Genomic DNA, 23,921 nt, shown 5'->3' with positions numbered 1-23,921 from the left:
GCTAACTATCTAACCAATTATTTACCTACCTAATATCTACCTAATTAAAATTAATAAGACTTATTCAAAAACGAAATAAATACAAACTAAACGAAAATAAAAATAAAAATAAAAACAAAAACGAAATAAATACACACAAAATACGAATAAAACCAAATCAACGCGCTAAAATTTTATTTATAACAACATGCATTAAATATTCGTTAAAGGCGTAAAAATACAAAGCACACTAACGCATATTAAATGCAAGAAAGAAACAGGATTTTATTTATGGCATTCTCATCTTCAGCACAATGGCCAGTATATGAAGGTCAACTAGGCTTTAAACTAAACACAAAATCTACAACTTTTACAGTATGGTCTCCTACCGCTCAAACCGTTACATTGCGCCTTTTTGAAACAGGAAACAACAGCGAAGCTTCACAAACTTACGATATGAAACCTCTTCGTGATGGCGCATGGCACGTAAACATTCGAGAACGCTTGGACGGAGTCTACTACGATTACGTAATCAAATTCCCTGATGGAAACACTAGCCGAACTAGTGATCCTTGGGGCATAGCTAGCGGAGTAAACGGCGAACGAAGCTTAGTAATTGACGAAGAGCGTGTTTCTCCTGCAGGATGGCACAATGATAAATCTCCTAAATTTGTACGCCATTCAACAGTAGTGTGGGAAACTCACGTAGCAGATTTCAGCAGCGATGTTAATGGCGGCTTCAACCCTGCACATCGCGGACAATACCTTGCTTTTACCGACGAGCACACGACTTTGCAAAATTCAGATTCTTCTGACTGCAAATTCCCTACTGGATTAGATTATTTAAAGCAGCTTGGCGTTACTCACGTACAATTAGAACCAATTTATGATTTTGCTACAGTAGACGAAACAAAAATTTACGAAGCACGCAAAAATGGTGCTAATGCTGAAGAAATGGATTCGCTATACAACTGGGGCTATGATCCTCACGCTTATAACGTTCCAGAAGGTGTATATTCTAGCAACCCTTACGATGGCACTGTTCGCATACGCGAATGTAAGGCCATGATTGCAGCTCTTCACAAAAACGGATTCCGTGTAATCATGGACGTAGTGTATAACCACATGTTTGAAGCTGCATCTAATGCTTTCGAAAAAACTGCTCCAGGATACTTCTGCAGACGCAAAGAAGACGGATCGTTTGCTAATGGTTCCGGCTGTGGCAATGAAATGGCTTCCGAACATCCTATGTTCCGCAGATTCTTTATTGAGTCTTTGTTGCACTGGGCGCGCTGCTATCATATTGACGGTTTCCGTTTTGATCTTATGGGTCTTACCGATACTGAAACTCTTAACGAAGCAAGAGCGAAATTAGATAAGCTTCCAGGCGGACACAATATTCTTATGTACGGCGAACCTTGGGGTGCTACTGCTGCTTCCGTAGAAAAAAATATTCCTACAGGAGATAAAGAAGGTCGCAGTACGCTTAACGAACGTATTGGATGGTTTAGTGATGAAAGCCGAGATACTCTTAAAGGCAACGTTATGAACCATTACGATCGCGGTTACATAAATGGCAATGAATCATGGTGCGCAGATCCAGCAAGAAACGCACTAAACGCTTGGCGCGGCACACCTTCTTCTGGTAAAGAAGCAGGTCAAATAGTGCAGTACATTTCAGCTCATGACGATTTGACGCTATGGGATAAACTCAGTATTTCTATGCACGAAAATGCTGGCAATGCTGAATATGATGCTGTAGACGAAGCACAAGTTTCCGACATCTTTAACGCAAATATGCTGGCAGCCGGAATGATCTTATGCTCTTCTGGAATTCCTTTCATGCTCAGCGGCGAGGAATTTGGACGCACAAAGCATGGTTGCGATAATTCGTTCAACTGCGGCGTAGCAATGAACCAGCTGGATTGGCAGCGAGCTAAACGATTCAAGCCTCTAGTCGACTGGTATAGTAAGCTGATTTCCCTTCGTGCTACATATAAGTCGTTATATGACGGCGAACGCAAGAATTTGGAAACTTCAAACGCTACTGTAATTGCTCAACTCGTAGGAGAAGACGTAATTATTTGCGTAAATCCTATGTACAACGAATCAGCTACTGTACAACTTCCTAATTTGCAAGACGGTAATCCTGCACGCTGGAAGTGTGTGGCAGATTCAACTGGTTATTTTGCTGAGTGGACGCACAATTCCGCTTCAGATACTGTATCTGTTGAAAATAATACTGAAACGAATACCAGTACTTTGCACATACCTAGCAGAACTTTTGTTGTGCTTAGCACCAAGTAATATTTAAAATTTACACTTTGTAGATTAAATATTCTAAAAATAAACCCAACTGTTCTTAATATTTTTTAATATTACGGCAGTTGGGTTTTTATTTTACGTATGCTGAGCATATTAACTAATCTGTTTACAAAAATTAGTTTCACGTTGTTTCATATATTGTTTCATACGCTGTTTCACAAACTGTTTCATACTGCAGTATCATTATCCTATAAATTAACCAAGTGCTCATCAGCAAACAAGTAAGCATAAAATCATTGACAAATCAAGCAAAACACGCCATCGAACACTGGCATTTCTATTTGCAAACGCTATCAGTAATCCATATAATTGAAACCTAGGGTGCATCTTAATCCAGAGATGTATGAGGATGCATGCTATATAGCATCGTTGCACGTTTGGCACGATTACGACGAAGTTAGAAATGTGCCAAATTTTAATAGAAGGAGCATTATGAGCACAACAGATGCTGGTAAAGCTGAGACTGCTAAGCCAATAGAAGAAAGCGCAGAGCGTCTTGCTCGTCCGCTGATTAAACTAGCAAAAGCATGCGGAGTTGCAACTTTTTACATTGATCAACAAGGAAGCTACACGGAAATTACCGATGAAGCTCTTGTTGGAGTGCTTGAAGCATTGGGAATGCCTGCAGACACTCCAGCAAAAATCGAAAAATCATACGAAACAGTGCTTAAGAAGCGCGAAAGTGAGCTTCTGCCGCCTACTGTCGTGTCGTTTAATGGCACAAAAACTTGCGTACACATTCACGCAGGAGATGCAAGTAAAGAGGATATTCACATCTCCCTTACTCTTGAAGACGGTACAGAATACGAAGGGGCACTAGACAACATTCAGAGCGAAAAAGATGGCGAGCTTTATGTTGAGCTTCCAGATGATTTGCCAATGGGCTACCATACTTTGCGCGCTTGCGTAAACGATTCACGCGGAAATATTAAGTTGCGTACTAAGTCTGCTCTGATTGCTGCACCTGCTCGCATACCTCTTCCTGAGAGTGTTAAGCAGCGTCACCGCTGGGGTTATATGACTCAAATGTATTCCGTTCGCTCTAAAGATTCGTGGGGCGTTGGTGATTATGGAGATTTGAAACGTCTTCTTAAGGATGCTGGCGAAATTGGTAAGGCTGATTTCATGCTCATTAACCCAATTCACGCTTGCGCACCTGTAACACCTCTTGAGCCTTCGCCATACTTGCCTGAGTCTCGTAGGTTCCTGAATGTTACTTATATTCGTCCTCAAGATATTCCTGAATATGCTGAACTTCAGGGTGAGGATCTTGCGAAAGTTGAACAGTTGCACGCTTCCGTTGCAGCACAGAATGATGATCCAAATCCTATAGATATAAACGCAGCTTGGGATGCTAAACTTCCAGCTTTGCGCATAATATTCAATCAGCCAAGATCCGCTGAACGCGAGCGCGAATTTACCGAATTCAAAGAGCGCTCTGGCGACGATTTAGACGCTTTTGCAACTTGGTGCGTAGCGTTTGAAGTTTGGGGAGCTCCTTGGGGAGATAATCTTTGGTTTGATACTACTGGAAAAGGTACTCCGCAGATTGATGCTCTTAAGCATGAACACGCTGATCTGTTTGAATTCCACCGCTGGTTGCAGTGGATTGCAGATGAGCAAGTAGCTGCTGCACACGCCGAAGCTAAGGCTGCAGGAATGGCTATTGGCCTTATGCAGGATATGGCTGTTGGTGTGCACGGCTATGGTGCTGACGTTTGGTGGAGCCCTGAACGATTTGCTAATGGCGTAAGCGTTGGCGCTCCTCCTGATTTCTACAATCAGCAGGGTCAAGATTGGGGTCAGCCTCCATTTGATCCTAATTACTTGGATGAAACTGGCTATATTGCTTACCGCGATATGGTTCATAACGTGTTCTTGCATGCAGGCGCTGCAAGAATCGACCACGTGCTTGGTCTTTTCCGCTTGTGGTGGATTCCACAAGGACAGGGTGCTAGAAACGGCGCTTATGTTTATTACAACGTCGATGCCATGCTTGCAGTACTTACAATTGAGGCCACTCGCGCAGGCGGTTTGGTTATTGGAGAAGATTTAGGTACTGTACCGAAGTACGTTTCTAAAGTGCTTGCGGCTCACGGAGTATTAGGCACTGTAGTTGAGTGGTTTACTCACGATGATGATGCTGAAGCAGCCAGCAAGAAGGCAGGCAAGAAGGAGATTATATTCGCTAATCCTTCTACTTACCGCGAGTATGCGCTTGCTTCTGTTACTACTCACGATATGCCACCTACCGCAGGATATCTTGCTTTCGAGCATGTAAAGCTTCGTGAAGAGCTTCATCTTCTCACGGATTCTGTAGAAAGCTTCCAAAAGGCTGCAACTGCTGAGCGAGATGCAATGATGAAGATGCTTCTTGAAGGAGGCTGGATCAGTAAAGCCGCTTCTGAAGATGCAGAAGGCCACGTGCAAGAGATTGTGGAGGCAATGCACGCAATTATGCGCACTTCCCCATCTCTGCTCCTACAGGTGGCTTTGGTTGATGCTGTAGGCGAGCGTCGTTCACAAAATCAGCCTGGCACAAGTATTGAATATCCAAACTGGCGTATTCCACTTGCTGATTCTGACGGTCACGTAGTACACACTGATGAAGTATTCAAGTCTCCGCGAGTACTATCAATGGCTGCAGTTATGCAGGGCAAAAATACAGAGCTGTGAGTATAATTTAGGAGTTGGTTACCTGAAAAAGTAACTCAATTCCCCCCGTAAGAAACAGGGTTTGCACAGTAGCAAATTAAAATGTTTCTTGCAATGATGTCCTAAATGAGGCGCGTATCTGTGTCGATGCGCGCCTTATTTGTTTATTTCAAATCAAAAGTTATAAGAAATTAGACTATAAGCAAATTAGACTATAGGCAAATTACTTCACGTATTTTGCAAATACTTTTTCTAGAAGAAATTCATGGAACATAATTAACGATCCCCATCCCATGAACACTAGCAGAGGAAGACCCTGCGGTAGATAAATAATTGATGCGATAATTAATATCACAAATAAAACGTCCATAATCACCATAGAAAGCGTAGTAACCCAGTACGAAACGCCAAAAATAAGAGAATTAATAATCGTTTTTCCAAGAGAATTACTAAAACGCGCCTGAAGAGCAAACACCCATTCGGCCATAATAATCCACAATATACTCAAAATAAATTTAGGAACAAGTAAAGCTATAGGCCATACTGCAATCCATAGCCAAATAATAGCAAGCAAAACTGGTCCCATTACAGCCCAAATAATGGTTGATTCCAAAAAATTACTAGCAAAAGCACGAAAATATGCTGCAGTAATATGTCCTTCACCTTGCTCTATACGCCTTGCAGCATCATGCCCGGCAGAAAGAGAAGCACCGATAGTAATCAATGGAATGCTTGTTATAACCATCAATATAGTAAGCCATACAGCGTCGGCAAACGTTTCCATGCCTTGCGAAAACTTTGAGTCTGGGCTTCCAAACGAGAAAAACATTCTTTTACTATCTCCTAGTTTTATCTACTATTTTCGCTCTACTAAATATTCATAGATACTTCTAATAACGAACTCTACCATCTAATTACAAACTAAAGTAATCATTAAAACAAAGTGGCGGTGCGCGCAAACATCATAGTCTACGCGCGCCACCACTTTTATTACCACCTGAGATTTAAGAGGGGGAGGAATCTCAGCCTTTCACCGCACCTGACATAACACCTTTGATAATGTACTTCTGGCAGATGAGGTAGAAAATTATAATTGGGATAATTGCCATAACCAAGCAACTCATCATGGCACCCATCTCAACGGATCCATAACCGCCTTGCAAATATTGAACGGCTACAGAAATAGTCTTGTATTGAGTAAGATCAAGTGTTAGGAACGGAAGAAGGAAGTCGTTCCAAATCCACATTGCTTGCAAAATCGAAACAGAGATTATAGCAGGACGCATAATAGGTACAATAATCTGGAAGAATATGCGTGGCACGGAAGCACCATCAATCATTGCAGACTCTTCCATTTCTTGTGGAATTCCCTTGATTACACCAGTGAAAATAAATACTGCAAGTCCTGCACCAAAGCCTAAGTAAATAATCCACAATCCCCATGGAGTATTCAACTTTAGAGCGGTTGTAATATAAGCAAGAGTGAACATAACCATTTGGAATGGCACAATCATGTTGAATAGGAACAACACGTAGAGCAATTTCGCAAACCAATTATTAACTCTAACAATCCACCATGCACACATCGATGTGCACAGAAGAATGAGGATCACAGAACCAACGGTTACAACCACAGTCCATAAGAAGCTCATAGGAAAATCGGTGCGCTGTGAACCTAACTCGTAATTACCCATTCCAACGAAATATTTTGGATTAAGCGAGAAAGGCTCACTAGAAATATTTACCTTAGATTTGAAAGAGTTCAATACAACCAGAGCTATAGGAAAAATCCACAATAAACTTACGATAGTGAACAGCAAGGTCCATAACGCAGGATGCTTTGCTTTCTCGTTCATGCCGCTACCTCCTTAGACCTGGTAAGCATATTTTGAATCAAAGCAATCGCAGCAACAAGTACGAAGAACATAACAGCTTTTGCTTGACCAATGCCTGCACTGTGATTACCGTTTCCATAGAATGTGTTATAGATATTAAGAGCTAACATTTCAGACTTCTTAGACGGAGCACCATTAGTTAATGCTAAGTTTTGATCAAACAGCTTGAAGCCGTTGGTAACTGTTAAGAATGTGCAAACAGTAATAGAAGGCATCATCAATGGAATAGTAATCTTAAATAAAGTTTGCCTTGGACTTGCGCCATCGACAGCTGCAGCTTCCATAACATCTCCAGGAAGAGCCTGCATACCAGCAATGTAAATAATCATCATGTAGCCAATTTGCTGCCAGCAAACTACAATTACAAGACCCCAGAAGCCGTATATTCCAGAATACGTAATCGTACGGTTGAAACAACCACGCAGCACGCCATTTATCAAGAGCTGCCAAACATAACTTAAAATAATTCCACCAATAAGATTTGGCATGAAGAACACGGCTCTGAATATCGTCGTGCCTTTGAACTTCTTGGTAAGTAAATATGCAATTGCAAAAGCAACAACATTAATAATTATTGTTGTAACAATTGCAAAAAGTGCAGTAAATACGAACGAATATACAAGATTAGGATCACGTTCGAATGCCCTATAGTAATTACGAAGACCTACGAACTTGCCATCAGTTACGGTAACGAATTTTCTGAAGCTTAAATACACTCCCATAACAAATGGCATTAAAAAGCCGATGATAAAAGCAGCAAACGTAGGCAGTGCAAATAGCCACCACCACTTACGTATTGCCTTACCGCTCATACTAATCATGACTCGCCACTTCCTCCTCTTTGAGTGCAGCATCACCTACGACACCGCTGTCTCGAATCAATACTCTTTCATATTAGCTATCTGAACAATCGATGTCAAACGTTGTCATTTTTTGCATGTCGCAACGTTTTGCGCAACATTCAGTAAATAAAAAAATCGTTATTTTCCGTTGGCAATACAACAAAAGCTGATAGAATTGAACTGTTGCAAACGTTTGTTAATAAAGAGGGAATTAACGTATTTTGCAAACGATTACGATGTGCGAATAAAGGAGTTCACATGCCGGCAAATATTCAAGATGTAGCAAATGAAGCACACGTATCTGTTTCTACCGTATCACGCGCATTTACTAGACCTGACTTAGTTTCAGCAGCTACTCGCAATAAAGTACTTGAAATAGCAGATCAGTTGAATTTTTCCATTTCACGCTCTGCAGCAGCACTAAAATCTGGTCGCACGCTGCGAATTGCAGTACTTTTAAGCGATAATTTAAGATCCTGGTTCAACGCATCAGTATTCCAAGGATTAAACAAAGTTTTTCACGAAGCCGGCTACGACTTATCTATTTTTCAAATTTCGAGTGCAGAAGAACGCCGAGAATTTTTCGAAATTTTACCAATAAGAAGAAACGCTGATGCAGTAATCGTTTCTTCTTTCGATATAAACGAGTCAGAAGTTGCTGAACTCAAAAAAACTGGCGTGCCAGTTGTAGGAATTAATTGCTTAGATCCGCAAAGCTGCGGATTTGACGCAACTATAAATATAGACGATGTACACGGCGCGCAACTTATGGCACGTCATCTTATAGGACTAGGACACAGAAATATAGTGTACGTTAGTACGTCGCGAGACGTATCTTTACGTTTTAGCATAGTGCAACGTTATAAAGCGTTTGTCAGCGAATGCAAAAATAATGGCATCACACCTATTGAAATTGGTGTTCCTGCAGGCCCAAATCGTATAAACACTATTCTTTCAGAATTGTTAAGTGAAAACGATATGCCTACAGCCATTGCATGCCAAGAAGACGGTATCGCTATTCCGCTCATGTTTCAGCTTGCTAGAAGCGGATATAATACTCCTGGAGATTTGTCAATTATAGGCTTTGACGATAGTTTTTACGCTGAAGAAACTGGATTAACTACCATACGTCAAGATCCTATAGATATGGCAGCAAAAGCTGCAGAAATGACACTTTCACTTATATCTGGCAAAGAAATTGATAATACGCATGTGATAGTTCCAGCAACTTTAGTTGTGCGCGCTAGCACTTCCTCACTTTCCTGAACTAGCAAATAATTAAATACAATATAGTTTCTCGGCACTCTTTTATAAAAATTAGTTTGCAAATTATCGCAACTACTATGCGAGTGCTGTATCTATATATATTTTGCAAAATAACGACTTTGCAAAATAATGACTTATTTGTAAATACAAAAATAGGTCTGCTGATTCTTTATGAATCAACAGACCTATATTTATTAAATTTTATGAATATCAGTCGTCATCATCTTCGTGAGCCTGAGCATACTCCTTAGCCCAGCCGTCCACGAATGCAGTCTTAACCTTATCCCACTTGCCTGTACCCTGAGCGTACTCGAGCAAAGCAGAACCAAGATCGTTCTTCCAGTTTTCAGATGGCATCATAGTGAAGTTCCAGCTTACCTGAGTCTTACCGGACTTAGCATCCTCAACAGCAGCTTGAATCAATGGGTTATCAGACTTAACATCACCGAAAGTCTTGAATGGAGTGGTGAAGCCCATCTTCTTGGAGAGAGCATCCTTACCTTCGTTAGAGGTAATGAGCCACTTCAGGAAGTCCTTCGTAGCCTTCTTGTTAGCATCCGAAGACTTCTCATTAATGCACCAGTAGTTCTCAGAACCAGTAGCCAAGCCCTGCTTCTCTTCACCCTTAGCGCCAATGTAAATTGGGAGCATGCCGAGCTGATCAGCCTTCATACCGGCCTTGGAGAGGTCAGTCCAAGCCCAAGTACCATTCTGGTAGAACACAGCCTTGCCAAGAGCAAACTCAGAATTAGCATCCTCACCAGTCTTAGAGCTCAACTGAGTTGCAGGAGTTGTGGAATCAGTAATATAAAGATCGAAGATCTTCTTATATCCATCAAGGAAGCTACCCTTTACCTTCGCAGGCTGCTTTGCAACTTTACCTTCCTTAAACTCATAGTACAGAGGAAGATTTGCAAGGTGAGTCTTGAAGCGCCAATCGGAGCTTGGATCGAAGCCTGCAGAAGTGAAAGCACCCTGCACGCCAAGTTCTGACTTATGCTTTTGAATATCATCTGCAACAGCCTTCAACTTATCGAAGGAATTAATTTCAGCAGCAGACTTTACCTTAGCATCACTAAGATCAGTATACTTCTTAAGCAAAGTCTTGTTGTAAATCAAGCCGTAGGTTTCCATTGCGTAAGGAACACCAACAACCTTGTCTCCATCCTTAAGAGCAATATCCTGATTCTGAAGCTGCTTATAAATTTCAGTATCCTTCAAATCAGCTGTGTAATCCTTCCAGTTAGCGTAGCCGACTGGACCATTAACCTGGAACAATGTAGGTGCATCGTCACCCTTGCCGATTTCACTCTTCAACTGCTGCTCATAAGTACCTGCTGCTGCAGTCTGAACCTTAACCTCAACACCAGTTTTCTTTGTGTACTCTTTAGCAACTTCCTTCCACTGATCAGCTGCTTCTGGCTTGAAGTTCAGGAAGTAAACTTTACCCTTACCATTAGAGCTGCTATTGGAAGAACCACATGCAGCAAGCGCGCCGAACGCCATTGCAGAGCATGCCACCAATGCGATTGTTGACTTAATCGTACGATTCATCATCGAACCTTTCTCTATGTCTCGACCCCACGTTGAGCCGTTGCACTTTTAAGTGCTCTTTCGACATATTTATTATGCAACAAATATGTTTTTTTTGCAAACGATGGCATTTTAATTAAAACAATGTGTGTCGCGTAACGTTACTAGCATTTGCATCGCATTAAGAAAACAACACAATTTATATCCTTAGCGAAAAGACAATGTGTACGCAACCGTTTGCCGAAAGCGCAGACAAATTAACTCAAAACTAAATTAATTAGGCTAACTCTTACTGTGAGCAATATTATATTCCTTAGCCCAGCCGTCAACGAATGCTTTCTTAAGAGTATTCCATGCATTATTAGCACTAGTAGAAGTCATACCGTCTTTTGTTGCTTGAGCGTATGTAAGCAGATCAGAGCCAACATCGTCTTTCCAACCGTTAGATGGCATGGTAACAAACACCCACGTAACAGGCACTTTGCCTTCTTTAGCAGTGTAATCAACAGCAGCCTGAACAAGAGGATTTTTTGCTTTAGGGAAATTTTTGAAAGGAGTATCAAAGCCCAGCCTATGAGCTAAAACATCCTGAGCCCAGCTGTCAGTAAGTAACCACTGCAAGAACTTATTAGTCGCCTCTTGATTCTTTTCTGAAGCCTGTTTATTAATGCACCAATAGTTTTCAGAACCGGTAGCCAAGCCCTGCTTCTCTTCACCGGGAGCACCAATGTAAATTGGGAGCATGCCAACGTCATCAGATTTTATGCCAGCATTTGCAAGATCACCCCAAGCCCAAGTACCATTCTGGTAGAACACAGCTTTACCAAGAGCAAACTCATAAACAGCATCCTCGCCAGTTTTAGTGCTTAACTGACTTACAGGGGTTGTGGAATCAGAAATATAAAGGTCAAAAATCTTCCTGAAATTATCTAAATAGCTGCCTTTTATTTCTGCAGGCTGCTTAGTGTCGCCATTAAACTCGTAATAAAGAGGCATATTTGCAAGATGGGTCTTGAAGCGCCAATCGGAACTGGAATCGAAACCAGCAGAAGTGAAGGCACCATCAACACCAAGCTCATCCTTGCGTTGTTGAATATCATCGGCAACTTCTTTCAACTTTTTGAAAGAAGTTATTTGATCTTCAAAAGATTTACCATCTTCTTCTGGAGCCAACTTTGAATTATGAAGATCCGCATATCTAGCAAGCAAAGCTTTGTTATAAATCAAGCCGTAATTTTCAGTAACATATGGCACACCAACCGGCTTACTATCTTTATCCTTAATTGCAAGCTTTGGATTAGTAAGTTGCTTATAAAGAGGGGAATTACTTAAATCAGCCGTGTAATCTTTCCATTTAGCGTAGCCAACAGGACCGTTAATCTGGAATAAGGTAGGCATAGCATCAGGATTATTTTTAACAGCATCACGAAGCTCATCTTCGTAACTGTTGCTTTGCGGAGTCTTGACATCTATATCAGCCCCCGGATGAGTTCTTTTATACTCATTAGCAACCTCTACCCAAATATCCTTGCCTTCAGGCTTGAAGTTGAAGAAAATAACCTTTCCGCCAGCAGACCTATCGGTATTTGCGCCAAAAGACTTAGAAAAACCAAAAGCAGTAAACGCGCAAGCCGCCAAAACAGCGCAAACTACTAGCGCAATAATCGACTTAACTGAACGACTCATCATCGAACCTTTCCACATACTGCTAATCTCTTATAAACTAACTAATTACCGCTATTGAATACTGTTTAAACCACAGTAGTGAACTAATAATACAGCAAATGCAAGACTCAAATATATAAACGTATATGCAATAAAAATTGTGCGAATCGCAATAAAATATCTGAAATTCTAAACCGTATTTCAGCAATTCCAATGCACGATTACATTGTCGCCTTTATATGTGCCCAATACAGAATAATGCGCAGTATCGAGACGCAACAATCGCGCAAAATCTGGGCTTACTCCAAGCCAGCGCGCAGTAAGAATACGCAATACGTGCGCGTGCGCAACAACAAGTACATCCTTACCTAATTTCAATTTAGGCATTGCCATGTCAATAATCTTTTGAGTACGATCCGAAACCTCTTGCAAGCTTTCTCCCGAAGTCCTGTGCACATCCACTGCTTCTCCACTAGGAAGTACTTCTTTAGCGTCACTAACCATGTGAGAAGGAAGAACTTTAGGACCATGTTTCCACACATCCCACGCCTCAACGCCACTTAATGCCGCAACATCACCTCTAGTGCGACCTTCAGCAGCGCCATAATCCCACTCAGCAATGTCATCACAAACAGTATATGTAGAATATCCTGCATTTTGAGCTGTTTGCCGCGCGCGACGAAGTGGGCTTACAAGCACACAATCCTGATTAAAACCTTGCGGAAATTCTTCACGCAAGCGCACACCAGCCTCTTTTGCCTGCTCAACACCTACTTCAGTAAGCGGCAAATCCGTGCGCCCAGTATGCTGGCCAGACACACTCCAAGCAGTTTGGCCGTGTCTTAATAGAATTAAGCAACCGTAATTATTACTACAGCACTCATTATTATCAACGCTTTTTACATTATTAACGTTTTCCACAACACATGCCCCCTTAAGCGCAAATTATTACGCAATCGACATTGTATGCCAATTGCCAAAAGCCTGATTCCTACAATGCATTGGCGTCGCTGCCAACATATTGTAATACTGTTATATATTACAGCTACATTTGGTATTTCGTTACCATTAACATAGATAATATGACGCAATTATCATCGGCAAATAATAAATCTGCTCACTCTCATCTTGCAGCTCAAGCTGCCGTGCAACAACTTAATGCAACAAATCGTAAAATTGATGCACTTCGCGAGCGCCGATTAAAAAATCAAAATACTTTAGGAGATTCCTTACTAAAACATGCACTACCTTCTTTTGCAACGTTTATGGCAGGACAGTTAGCGCACTTAATATGGAAAAAGAATTTTGATACTAAAAAAACTAATCTAAGATCTAATAAGCGTTCTAACAATCTTTCTAAAGAAAAAATTGCACAAAAGAAGCAAGCTAAACAAGAAGAACCATTGCTAATGGCACTAGGATTTGCAGTATTTTCTGCTATTATCACTACGCTTGTTGGGCGATTTGTAGGACGCGGAACTTCGTCTTATATTGCACACAGGCAAAGAAAGCGTCAGTTTAGAAAAAATAAATTCTAATTTTGAACAAATGAACTGAGAATACAGAAATAAGCGAAAAATAGTCGAAATAATAAGAAGATAATAAGGAAATAATAAGGGACAAGAGAAACGTGCAAAACTTACGTCATAACGAAACTATTGATACTTTACTGAACCGCCGCTCTATTCGAGCTTTTTGCAATGAAGCGATTGACGAAGATACAGTTTCCACTCTCGAAACCGTAGCACAACATGCTGCTTGCAGCCAATTTTTGAACGACTGGTCAGCGATTAGAATTACTGACGCTTCAATCAAGCAGAAGCTTGCCGAAATTGGCAATCAAACATATATTGCTACAGCTCCACTACTGTACGTTTTTATTATTGACGAGCATAGGAATGCTGTAATCGCACGTAAAAATGGTGTAGATACCAGTAGCGACGAGTTTATGCTTAAAACGCGCTACCGCTTTACTCAAGCACAAAATGACGTAGTTTTGGCACTTCATGCAATGGAAACTGCCGCAGAATCTTTAGGGCTTGGTTGCGTAATTCTCGGTTCAATTTTGAACAGTAGAACTCAGCTTATTGATATTTTGAATTTGCCTGAATATACGTACCCTGTGCTCGGCTTAGCAATTGGTAAGCCTGCGCAAAATCCGGAATTAAAGCCGCGAATGAGCGCCAGCATGCAGATTTTTGAAAACCGCTACCCTACCGATGAAGCTAAATTATTAGAAAATATTGCAGATTTTGACGCGCGCGTGCATAAATATTATGATTTGCGAAATGCCAGTCGACCAGTTGACGCTTTTAGTGCACAAATTGTTGCGCTAGCAAAGGATAGTAGCGCGAAAAAACATGAGGAAGAAGACGTTGAGCAGGTTGCAAGGCAAGGATTTAACGTCGCGTAAGTTTAGTGCGATTTTAACTTAGCGTCGTCTCGGTTTATATCCGCGTTTTCTCGATTTTGGCTTAGTAGTTTCAAAATGCGAGCGCGTATCGCAATATTTGTGAATTGCAGGATTTGAATGAGTTAAATGCCAGCAACTGCAATATTCGCATTTGTAAACCCAAAGTTGCGTTCCGCGCTCTCTAAGACTTTTATCCGCTGCAATAAGAGCCTGCCCTTTATTTGCATACATTATTTTTTGAGTAGATTCACATCTGCGCGGAGTAAAGAAATACATGTAATTCATGGTATCACTACAGCAAAATGCGCAAGTAAACCCGATAACAAAAGCATTACAAGACTATAGATTGCGCAAAATCGTATTCAAATAGATCAAAATAAGTTCAATTTAATGTCTTTTAGTTCAATTACTTAATTAAAATTCAATTCAAACTTAATCAAAATTCAATTTTTCTATTATTTTTTGAAAAACTACTGTACAAATCTGGCTCTCGTGAGTAATATTGGGCAAATAATTCAATTTAATACTTATACTTTGAACTTTGTTGTGAACTTTATTCTCAGTTTGTTCAATTTATAAACGCTGATTTTACGAGAAAGAAAGATTATGACACAGAATTTTGCTGATGAGCTTAAGAAAGCTATGAAACGCAAGGGTTACAAGCAGATTGACGTAATCGAGCTTGCAGCAAAAAATGGTCATAAACTTGGCAAAAGCCAGTTAAGCCAGTATTTAAGCGGCAAAACTGAGCCTCGCAAAGACGTGCGTAACATGCTTGCTGAAATTCTTGGAATCAGCGGCGACGGAATAAAAGGTGGGCATTCCTGCGCAAAAATCGAGCAAAACTGCCAATCTGCAGAAGAATCACAATTAAATCAGCCACAGCTTACAGAAGATGAACTTTCCGAAACCCTAAAACATAGAAACTTCAACAAATCAAGCAAACTTGAGCACGTGCTTTACGACGTTCGCGGCCCGGTTGTTGAAGAAGCAAACCGCATGGAAGCAAACGGAACGCATATTCTAAAGCTGAACATTGGAAATCCTGCTCCTTTCGGTTTTCGTGCTCCAGACGAAGTGATTTACGACATGCAACAGCAGCTTATTGACTGCGAAGGCTACTCGGATAGTCGCGGACTTTTCTCTGCACGCAAGGCGATTATGCAATACGATCAGCTTAAGGGCATTCCAGGCGTGCAAATGGAAGATATTTACACTGGAAACGGTGTTTCCGAGCTGATTAATCTTTCTATGCAAGCGTTGCTTGATTGCGGCGACGAGATTCTTATCCCAAGCCCAGACTATCCTCTGTGGACTGCGTGCGCGAGCTTGGCCGGCGGCAATCCTGTGCACTACATGTGTGACGAAAAGTCGCATTGGTACCCAGATATTGCCGACATTCGCTCTAAAATCACGCCTCGCACTAAAGCAATCGTGATTATTAACCCGAATAATCCTACGGGCGTTCTGTATAGCCGCGAAGTTTTGGAAGAGATCGTTAAGATTGCGCGCGAGTTTAATTTGATTATTTTTGCTGACGAGATTTACGACCGTCTTGTTATGGACGGCAAGAAGCATATTTCGATTGCTTCTCTTGCTCCAGACGTATTCTGCGTAACCTTTAGCGGACTTTCTAAATCGCATATGATTGCTGGCTTCCGTATTGGTTGGATGAGCCTTTCGGGAGACAAATCCAAGGCTCGCGACTACATTATGGGGCTTAACATGCTGTCTAATATGCGCTTGTGCTCGAACGTTCCTGCGCAGTCGATTATTCAGACTGCTTTGGGCGGATACCAGAGCGTTGAAAAGTATTTGGAGCCGGGCGGACGCGTGTATGAGCAGCGCGAGTATTGCTATAACGCACTTCAGGAGATGGATGGCGTAAGTGTTGAGCGACCAGACGCTGCTTTCTACATGTTTGTAAAGCTTGATCCTGCTCGCTACAACATTCACGATGACGAACAGTTTGCGCTTGATTTGCTACGAGATCAGAAGTTGCTGATTGTGCACGGAAAAGGCTTTAATTGGCAGACTCCGGGCTACTTCCGCGTAGTCTACTTGCCGCGCTTGCAGACGCTTCGTGACGCAATGAGCAAACTCTCCAACTTCCTCTCCTACTATCGCCAGTAGCCGCAACCACTGCATATAAACTGCAACAAAACACTCATTTCACTCACAGTCCAGAAAAAGGTGTATATCAAAAGGCATATATCATTCAGAATATGAAGGACATTCATAACATGAAAGAAAGAAAAAAAAGAGAAGGAAATGAACGCTGCGGCACGGATTCGCAAAACTCTTATTATTGCCGTTTTATCGCTTAATGCTTTTCTTATAACAAGCTGTAGATTTGGCGTAAGTCTATATCTTTTAATACATGTCGACTTATCTCACGCAGCGCTTAACGCGGTTTCCGTAGCGCTTATGACCTGCATAGCAGCACCGCTTGGCGGCATTATCGCAGATAAATATCCACCAACTAGATTGTTTATAGCGCTAACGTTCTGCTTTGCCTTGTTGTGTACTGGATACGGTTTCGCTTTAGTAGCACAGCATAATCTTATTGCTATTACGGTTACACTACTCGGCATAATATTCGGGTTCTTTACTGCATTTTCTTCGCCTAATCAAAAAGTATTGATGGCGTATAGCGCACCAACTGGCGAAAAAACCAAATTTTTAGCAAGCATGCGTATGTGGATTAATCTCAGTAGGCTTGCCGCACCAGCGATTACTGGCATATTTGTTGATATATGTAATCCGCTCATTTTCTTTACGAGCATTGCTGTTGTGATGATACTAGCGGCGCTACCTCTACTGTTAGTTAATCTAAACCAGCAAGCACAAAATAGCGCAAACAATACGAAAACAGGAAACAATAAAACTGCTGGTTTTGCAGCTTCTCTACACTATATGAAATCTACACCATGGTTAATAGTCTTAGGAGTAGTATCAGCATTACAATCAGGCTCATGGCTTGCTGCATTCAGACTAATGGGAGCACACCATTGTCTCACGCTTTTTCATTCGGCATCCACATGGGGATCAATAGTCAGCATATTTAACATTGGCATGATTGTAGGTTCGCTATTATGCAAATATATTGTGCTGCATTATGAGATTTTATACTCTATTTTATTACCTGGATTCCTTTCTATTCCTTTACTTATTTTCGCACTTAATAATTGGATTGCTCTTTTTCTTTGCTCTGCTTTCATTGCAGGTATTATTTTTGACGCAACCATCGTCTATGGGCAAACAGCTCTTCTCGACGGCATACCAACACACATTCTCGGCGCGACTACTACTTTTACTTCTATTATGGAGCAATGCGGCATTATCGTAGGGTATGCAAGCGTACTAGCATGGGGAAATCTAAATTCATCATTATTTATAATGATTGCTTCTGGCATAATACTTGTTTCAACAGGTATAGCCTTATGGATTATTCAAGCTCGTAAACAAACATACCCATCAATGCTTACCAAAGATTATTGGACACCATCAACATGGGTAAAAAGAAGCATATAACAAGCTATTTAGCGCAAAAGCACAATAAAGCTATACAAATGCAATTACATCACAGGACAATTAGTTTGCACATCCTGTTGGAATCCTGATGGATCTCCCAGTTTTGCTTTGCGCATGTGCTCTTTGAAAAAGTTTCGCGTTGCATCATCACAACGGTCTGGACCCATAAACGGCATGCTAGGCACTTTTTCAAGCTCATGCAAAGCTTTACTTGCCGCTTGCTCATCACTAGCATACGTGTCTAGCCATTGCCGCTCCCAAGCACACTGATAATAATTAGATGCTTGCGTATCGCCATATCCACTCTGGAACTGACTGTCTTTTTCTTCTCCAACCAAGTTTGCAGGAGCTTTATATTTTTCAGGCCAACTAAGCTTTGCAACGGACTCCTGGTATTCCTTCTCTATATGAGCAAAATCAACAGTCTCTCTAGGCGAACTATTTTGCGAGCGCGCACCACCCACACCACTCGAATTATTGTTGCCTATTCCTCCACACGCATTAAACATAAGAAGCGCACTAAGTACACCAACAATAAGAGTTGCTTTACCAATAGTATGATTATTCATTATTCCTTCTTTCTTATTTTTTGAAAATTAGCGCAATGCTAATGCTGGTTGTAAACGTGATGCTTTTATTGCCGGCACCACACTTCCAGCAAGCGCTGTAATAAAAGCCGCAATAACAGCTCCAATAGCGGCTTCATATGGGTAAACTGGCGGACTAACTGGGCTTGCTGCATCCCAAAAACTTGATGTCATAGACACAAGACCAAAAGAAACAGCGACGGCAGCAATCGAAACTATCAGCGCTAAAATAATCGCACTGCCTAACACGAGTGAAGCAATCGACCATCTAGTAGCGCCCAAAGCTCTGCGTATAAGCAGTTCATGCGTGCGCTGCTCCAACGATGCTAAACCAATATTGATTAAACCTAGCGCGGAAACAAAAAGCAATAATGCTGCTACGATAGCAAAACTTAATTGCAATACTGTTATCACATTCTCGTAATCATCACTATTATCATGTCTTCTAATTTCGTTTACTTGTCCACCGCAACAGTCGTAAAGAGCATCTGAAACATAAGATTTAATTGATTTTTGAGGACGATTTTCTTTATTCAACCAGTAGATTGAGCCTTGAGCTTCTTTTCCAGAATATTCCCAAAGAGTTGGAGCGTAACGTAATAATCCTAGAATATTCACGTATACTTTTGCTGAGTCTACTCCATCGTTCACAACTCCAACAATCCTTATAGGACTCATTTGTGTTGTTTTGCGAGAAGTAATAAATGCTACTTCACCAATCTTGTATCTTTTGCTAGCAGATTGGTTTACTACCATTTCTAATGCGTTGCTTTTAGCGCTATTACTAAACCATCTTCCACTTACAATAGGTAAGTTATAAACTTTGTTATATCCTGCCGTAGTGTAAACAGCGTCAACATATTGAAGATTGCTAGTTTTATATTCTTCGCTTATTTTTACACTCTTCGAGGCTGGCATAGAAGCACTAAACAGTAGTCCAGTGTTTGGTTGTAGCATAACATTAGCGTTACGGTTTGCGGATTCAATGCGATTTAAGAATTTGTTAAATACTGAATATTCGTCAAAATTTTGTGCTGAAAAAGTAATCTCATATGTTGGTCTACGACCGTTTAGCTGTTCGTTAGTTGCAATAAGATAGTCCTTACCAACCGTGCCGATAAGCACTGACGCAATAACGGCAATGATGCCTATAAACATTGAAAAACCTGTGAGGAAGGATCTCATAGGAGATAGGCGCAAATCTTTAAGCAGCATGATCATAAAGAACACCGCCTTCCATAGTAAAAATGTGAGAGCAAGAACGAGCCACTTTCATATCATGAGTGACTAATAGTAATGTTGTTCCAGATTCTTGAACACGATCATGCAACACTTGAAGCACTTTTTCTCCCGTACTACTATCGAGCGCACCAGTTGGCTCGTCACAAATAAGTAATTCGGGATTAGTAACGAGAGCACGCGCTATCGCGACTCTCTGCTGTTCACCGCCTGATAGCCTTCCAGGGTATTCGTTTAGTTTATCTTGCAATCCAACAGCACATAACGCTTCTTCTATCGTTTTTCTTCTTGTCTGCTTGCTTTGTTGCAGTCCTGCGTATAAAAGCGGCAACTCAACATTTTCTCTAATACTTAAATGCTTAATGAGAGAATAGTTTTGAAAAACAAAACCAATATTTCTAGCGCGCATATGCGATACTGTATTATCACTACACTTTTGGATTGACTTGCCAGAATAATAGTATTTTCCAGTAAAATTTTTATTCAAAAATCCAATAATAGAAATAAGACTTGTTTTGCCAGAACCAGACCTGCCAACTACAGCGTATGTTTCACCTTGATTAAGTAGCATAGACGTAGAGTTGACAGTGGTAAGCCATTCGCCATTGCCTAGTTTTACACGCGCTGACACGTCTTGTAGTTCAACCAGTGGAACAGGATTGTTCTCCATAATCATTGCACTCCTGGAATGAGATCAGGAGAAACACCTGCTACAACATCACCCTCATTCAAGCCAGACGTAATTTCAATATTAGCGCCGTCACTGATTCCAAGACCAACTTCTTTACTCTCCCAATTATCGCCTTTTTTGTATGAAACTAAGCCTTTTTGAACTCTTCCAGCAACAGCACTAACAGGCAGTGTTAGAACCGATTGTTTATGCTTGCCATTAAAAACAAGCGTCGCATTTTGGCCTGATTCTACTTCTGTGCTTTTATCTATTAAACACGTTAAAACTTTTGACGATACACTAGGTGTACTTTGCTCACTCGACTCATCTGTTTGAGTTGAATCAGCATTATCATTCTTGCTACTACCCGAAGCTGCAATATCGGTAGAAGTTCCACCGCTTTGTACTATTTGCAAACAATTGGTTGGCCCAACACCGTCTTCAACTTGGAAGCGACCTTTAACATCTGTAATATCCGCAGAACGAAGTAAAGCTTTTGCGTTAAGGCTTATTGAAAAACCTTCATATTTAAGAGTGAATAGTGGGAAAGATTTAGGCACGTCCGCAGATGATTCAGCTACTGACACAACTTTAGTGTCTACGGGAGCAATAATTTTGTTACCAGCATTGTAACCTAGAATGCTTCCAGCTTTTACAGCACTTCCTGCTTTTACCGATGGAGAAAAATTCCCTCTACTTACAGCAGTGATAACAAAGGCAGACGATTGTTCTATTGCTGCTTTACCCGATACAACTTGTGTTAAAGGCTGTTTTTTGACTGAAACAAGTGGAACTGAATCATGTGATGCCTGCTGTTGACTATCATCAACTGCTCTACCAGAGCATGCAGTAAGCAAATACACTGGCAGAGCAGCTAACAAGAATACTTTCGTAAACTTACGCATAACACAAAGCTCCTTACTCTCCAAACTCGTAAACGCATAGGATGCGTCGAAACAAGCCTCTCAAACTGATCCAAAATAAATAAAGGGCTCGGTAATGCTGCAATTAACGCTTTTATGATTACCACTTTATTTAGAATTTCAGCTTTTGGTTAATAGCCTATAATCGCCGTAAAGAGTTTGCATCACACTAAATGATGATTTTTATTTATGATTCTTGAAGCTTGTGTAATACCAGGGAATGATTTATTTTGCATAGAGTTTATACACTACTAAGCGACTTACTTGTGCCAAGCCTCAACCACATTGTGATTAAATCACTAAGCTTTAAGCGAACTTATTCGCTGCGGAGTAACCCCCGTAAGCTCCGCAACTACCTTTATACAATCTACTTTGTAAAGGTTTTCCTAGACAAGATATTCATCATACAAATTCAAGTACTATTATTACTTAAATAATGCTTTTCTAAAGGAGCAGTATGATAGCAAAGCGTATTACTGTTGGCATTGTTGATGATGATTGTTTTTGTCTACACGGCCTAAAAACATATATTGAACAGGTCGTTCCGTCCTGCAGTATTTGCTGGTTGTCCACGTGCGCCGATCAAGCAATTCAGTTTTGTCAAAATCAATGCCCAGACGTGCTGCTAATTGACATGTATATGTCTGGGGTTTCGGGAATTAAAATATTATACGAATTGCGAAGAAGATACTCACTCCCAATAATAATTGCTATAACTTCATTCCCTATCAACGATTATGCTTTAAAAGCATCAACAGCAGGCGCGCAAGGCATTGTTGGAAAGAACCACCCCGAAACTATTTGCGCCATGCTTAGCAGTATTATCCAAGGCGCGTTCAAGCCACAAATAATAGGCGATCTTCATTTTGACGACACGATGACAGCATTTCAACGTTTGCAAAATAAACCAAAAAAGGGACGCCTTGCTTTAACGGATCATGAGGCTGAAATTGTAAAGTTGTGCAGTAAAGGCATGACCAATGCGCAAGTCGCTAAACGTTTATTTGTTGAAACTTGTACTGTGGAAACTATCCTTCGTCGCGTGTTCAAAAAGTTGAATGTGACAAATCGTTCACAACTTATTACTACATGGTTGCATGATGAATATTTAGGAAATGATACACAATGATTATTTTCTTAATACGTCGTTTGCGAGAAAAGCTTATTGACAATAAAACATTTTTACTATTGGGATGTTTGTCGAGCGCAATGGATGCGTATATTTACTCCAATAGCGACAATAGCACAATACAACTTGTTATAGTTTACATGATTCTTGCTGCTATAAATCTGTTCCTTTGCTTGCGCCCGCATTTTATGAGCATGTGCTATATTTTTGTACATCTCAGCATTCTTGCTATTCCTAGTCTGAATCTTCCACCAGTAACTTTCGGGCTCATCATATCATTTGTTTTTATTTCGTATTTATATCCGATTCAATTTACACTACCTTTATTCTTAGTGCTAGATGCATTACACTACGTTGCATACCGATACTTATCAACTTTGTCTTTCAAGTATCTTATTGCTTACCTTTTAATAAATATATTTTGCGTTTGCACTGGTATTATTTTGCGCATTTCTCACCAAAAAATGGTTCTTTATGAAAAAGATAAGCAAACAATTAATAATCTTCATCTGGCTGTGCGAATGCACGATAAATTAACTAATAAGATTGCAGATATTGCACTACAAAGTAAAATAGCATTACTTGACAAGTCTATTTCTAAAAAGCAGCGAAGTGCTATTGAGAAAATAAATGATTTGGCAGATCAGGCTTTTGAAGAAGGTCATAATATTATCGACATTCTACGTGGAAATACTGCTAAGCAAGATGCTCGAAGCGAGTTCATTCAGCGCATTGAAGATACGCTACAAATGAATGACTCAATCAATGAATCATGTGGATTAAAAGGAAGATCCATATGCAATATATCTAGTAACGATATTCCTGAAGATATTAACGATGAAATCATCTGTGAAGTTATTGAATTAATCGAAGAACTATATTTGAACATGCGAAAATATGCTTCCTTAGTTTATCACATTAGAATTTCGATACGCGAAAAACAAATTGTTATAAAACAGTTCAATGTTCGATTTTTGGGCGGGAAAAGTAAAGATGTGATTCGCGCAGTATCTCAAAAAGGACTTCTGCTTCATCGCGATACCATAAAGCATTTAGGCGGTTCACTCTATTTTCGAGCCTTTGGTAAGTATTGGGAATGTAATGCAGTTATCCCTTTCAAAAATGAACATAACTATATAGATAGTATGCTTTACTGATTCAGTTTAAAAGATTAATGAATCTTAAGCAGTTTTAGTTAGTAATTATTTGTAAAGGTTTTCATATACAAGATATTGTTTACCTTTTAACACGCCATTAATTTATAAA

20 protein-coding genes are annotated in these 23,921 nt (G+C 40.5%); 9 read left to right on the top strand and 11 right to left on the bottom strand.

Features of this window, described 5'->3' with window-relative positions; genetic code table 11:
* Positions 1-270 precede the first annotated feature (270 nt).
* On the top strand, positions 271-2,286 hold the full coding sequence (pulA, locus tag ACPFYS_RS04195) for a type I pullulanase (RefSeq protein ID WP_427876128.1): 2,016 nt from the start codon (positions 271-273) through the stop codon (positions 2,284-2,286).
* Between the two features lie 450 nt (positions 2,287-2,736).
* Positions 2,737-4,980: a 4-alpha-glucanotransferase gene (gene malQ, locus ACPFYS_RS04190; protein ID WP_427876126.1), complete on the top strand. Its 2,244-nt coding sequence runs from the start codon at positions 2,737-2,739 to the stop codon at positions 4,978-4,980.
* A 202-nt stretch (positions 4,981-5,182) separates the two neighbouring features.
* On the opposite strand, the gene ACPFYS_RS04185 is transcribed toward malQ, so the two are convergent.
* The 3 genes from ACPFYS_RS04185 to ACPFYS_RS04175 all read right to left on the bottom strand — a co-directional run bounded on the left by ACPFYS_RS04185 (position 5,183) and on the right by ACPFYS_RS04175 (position 7,675).
* Complete coding sequence (locus ACPFYS_RS04185) at positions 5,183-5,788, bottom strand: beta-carotene 15,15'-monooxygenase (protein WP_427876124.1); 606 nt, start codon at positions 5,786-5,788, stop codon at positions 5,183-5,185.
* 193 nt (positions 5,789-5,981) lie between these two features.
* Positions 5,982-6,815 carry a carbohydrate ABC transporter permease gene (locus ACPFYS_RS04180; protein WP_427876122.1) on the bottom strand — a complete coding sequence of 278 codons (834 nt, stop codon included), beginning with the start codon at positions 6,813-6,815 and terminating at the stop codon, positions 5,982-5,984.
* On the bottom strand, positions 6,812-7,675 hold the full coding sequence (locus ACPFYS_RS04175) for a carbohydrate ABC transporter permease (RefSeq protein ID WP_427876120.1): 864 nt from the start codon (positions 7,673-7,675) through the stop codon (positions 6,812-6,814). The genes ACPFYS_RS04180 and ACPFYS_RS04175 overlap by 4 nt, the downstream gene beginning before the upstream one ends.
* 279 nt (positions 7,676-7,954) lie before the next feature.
* On the opposite strand from ACPFYS_RS04175, the gene ACPFYS_RS04170 reads away from it, so the two are divergent.
* The gene (locus ACPFYS_RS04170; protein ID WP_427876119.1) at positions 7,955-8,962 is read left to right on the top strand and encodes a LacI family DNA-binding transcriptional regulator; all 1,008 of its coding nucleotides are present in this window, start codon (positions 7,955-7,957) and stop codon (positions 8,960-8,962) included.
* Positions 8,963-9,172: 210 nt separating this feature from the next.
* Here ACPFYS_RS04170 and ACPFYS_RS04165 read toward each other — a convergent pair whose 3' ends face one another.
* From ACPFYS_RS04165 to ACPFYS_RS04155, 3 genes are all read right to left on the bottom strand, one after another.
* Positions 9,173-10,519 (bottom strand): ABC transporter substrate-binding protein, encoded by a 1,347-nt coding sequence (locus ACPFYS_RS04165; protein WP_427876117.1) that lies wholly within the window; start codon positions 10,517-10,519, stop codon positions 9,173-9,175.
* 258 nt (positions 10,520-10,777) lie between these two features.
* Positions 10,778-12,184 carry an ABC transporter substrate-binding protein gene (locus ACPFYS_RS04160; RefSeq protein WP_427877653.1) on the bottom strand — a complete coding sequence of 469 codons (1,407 nt, stop codon included), beginning with the start codon at positions 12,182-12,184 and terminating at the stop codon, positions 10,778-10,780.
* A 177-nt stretch (positions 12,185-12,361) separates the two neighbouring features.
* On the bottom strand, positions 12,362-13,081 hold the full coding sequence (locus ACPFYS_RS04155) for a histidine phosphatase family protein (RefSeq protein WP_427876116.1): 720 nt from the start codon (positions 13,079-13,081) through the stop codon (positions 12,362-12,364).
* A gap of 161 nt (positions 13,082-13,242) precedes the next feature.
* Between ACPFYS_RS04155 and ACPFYS_RS04150 the strand changes: the two genes are divergently transcribed.
* Both ACPFYS_RS04150 and ACPFYS_RS04145 read left to right on the top strand, forming a co-directional pair.
* A complete protein-coding gene (locus tag ACPFYS_RS04150; RefSeq protein WP_427876115.1) occupies positions 13,243-13,698 on the top strand; it encodes a DUF4235 domain-containing protein in 456 nt (151 codons plus the stop codon).
* Positions 13,699-13,790: 92 nt separating this feature from the next.
* A complete protein-coding gene (locus ACPFYS_RS04145; RefSeq protein WP_427876114.1) occupies positions 13,791-14,573 on the top strand; it encodes a nitroreductase family protein in 783 nt (260 codons plus the stop codon).
* Between the two features lie 18 nt (positions 14,574-14,591).
* Here the strand turns inward: ACPFYS_RS04145 and ACPFYS_RS04140 are convergent, their stop codons facing one another.
* Positions 14,592-14,849: a hypothetical protein gene (locus tag ACPFYS_RS04140; RefSeq protein ID WP_427877652.1), complete on the bottom strand. Its 258-nt coding sequence runs from the start codon at positions 14,847-14,849 to the stop codon at positions 14,592-14,594.
* 330 nt (positions 14,850-15,179) lie between these two features.
* Between ACPFYS_RS04140 and ACPFYS_RS04135 the strand changes: the two genes are divergently transcribed.
* Entirely contained in the window at positions 15,180-16,706 is a 1,527-nt protein-coding gene (locus ACPFYS_RS04135) for an aminotransferase class I/II-fold pyridoxal phosphate-dependent enzyme (RefSeq protein ID WP_427876112.1), read from the top strand.
* A gap of 138 nt (positions 16,707-16,844) precedes the next feature.
* A complete protein-coding gene (locus tag ACPFYS_RS04130) occupies positions 16,845-18,107 on the top strand; it encodes an MFS transporter (protein WP_427876110.1) in 1,263 nt (420 codons plus the stop codon).
* Between the two features lie 44 nt (positions 18,108-18,151).
* Here the strand turns inward: ACPFYS_RS04130 and ACPFYS_RS04125 are convergent, their stop codons facing one another.
* From ACPFYS_RS04125 to ACPFYS_RS04110, 4 genes are read right to left on the bottom strand one after another with little or no spacing between them, the layout of a single operon-like run.
* The gene (locus ACPFYS_RS04125; RefSeq protein ID WP_427876108.1) at positions 18,152-18,676 is read right to left on the bottom strand and encodes a hypothetical protein; all 525 of its coding nucleotides are present in this window, start codon (positions 18,674-18,676) and stop codon (positions 18,152-18,154) included.
* 27 nt (positions 18,677-18,703) lie between these two features.
* Positions 18,704-19,915, bottom strand: coding sequence for an ABC transporter permease (locus tag ACPFYS_RS04120; protein WP_427876106.1), 1,212 nt, complete (start codon positions 19,913-19,915; stop codon positions 18,704-18,706).
* On the bottom strand, positions 19,899-20,609 hold the full coding sequence (locus ACPFYS_RS04115; RefSeq protein WP_427876104.1) for an ABC transporter ATP-binding protein: 711 nt from the start codon (positions 20,607-20,609) through the stop codon (positions 19,899-19,901). Before ACPFYS_RS04115 ends, ACPFYS_RS04120 begins: the two co-directional genes overlap by 17 nt.
* Positions 20,606-21,508, bottom strand: coding sequence for an efflux RND transporter periplasmic adaptor subunit (locus ACPFYS_RS04110; protein WP_427876102.1), 903 nt, complete (start codon positions 21,506-21,508; stop codon positions 20,606-20,608). Before ACPFYS_RS04110 ends, ACPFYS_RS04115 begins: the two co-directional genes overlap by 4 nt.
* Before the next feature lie 475 nt (positions 21,509-21,983).
* On the opposite strand from ACPFYS_RS04110, the gene ACPFYS_RS04105 reads away from it, so the two are divergent.
* Both ACPFYS_RS04105 and ACPFYS_RS04100 read left to right on the top strand, forming a co-directional pair.
* Entirely contained in the window at positions 21,984-22,655 is a 672-nt protein-coding gene (locus tag ACPFYS_RS04105; protein ID WP_427876100.1) for a response regulator, read from the top strand.
* Positions 22,652-23,812, top strand: a complete 1,161-nt coding sequence (locus ACPFYS_RS04100) for a histidine kinase (protein WP_427876098.1) — start codon at positions 22,652-22,654, stop codon at positions 23,810-23,812. The genes ACPFYS_RS04105 and ACPFYS_RS04100 overlap by 4 nt, the downstream gene beginning before the upstream one ends.
* The last annotated feature ends 109 nt before the right edge of the window (positions 23,813-23,921 follow it).

Origin of the sequence: Gardnerella sp. 2492, from assembly GCF_050320365.1 — a bacterium.
GTDB lineage: Bacteria > Actinomycetota > Actinomycetes > Actinomycetales > Bifidobacteriaceae > Bifidobacterium.
This window is presented reverse-complemented; position numbering and strand designations above follow the sequence as displayed.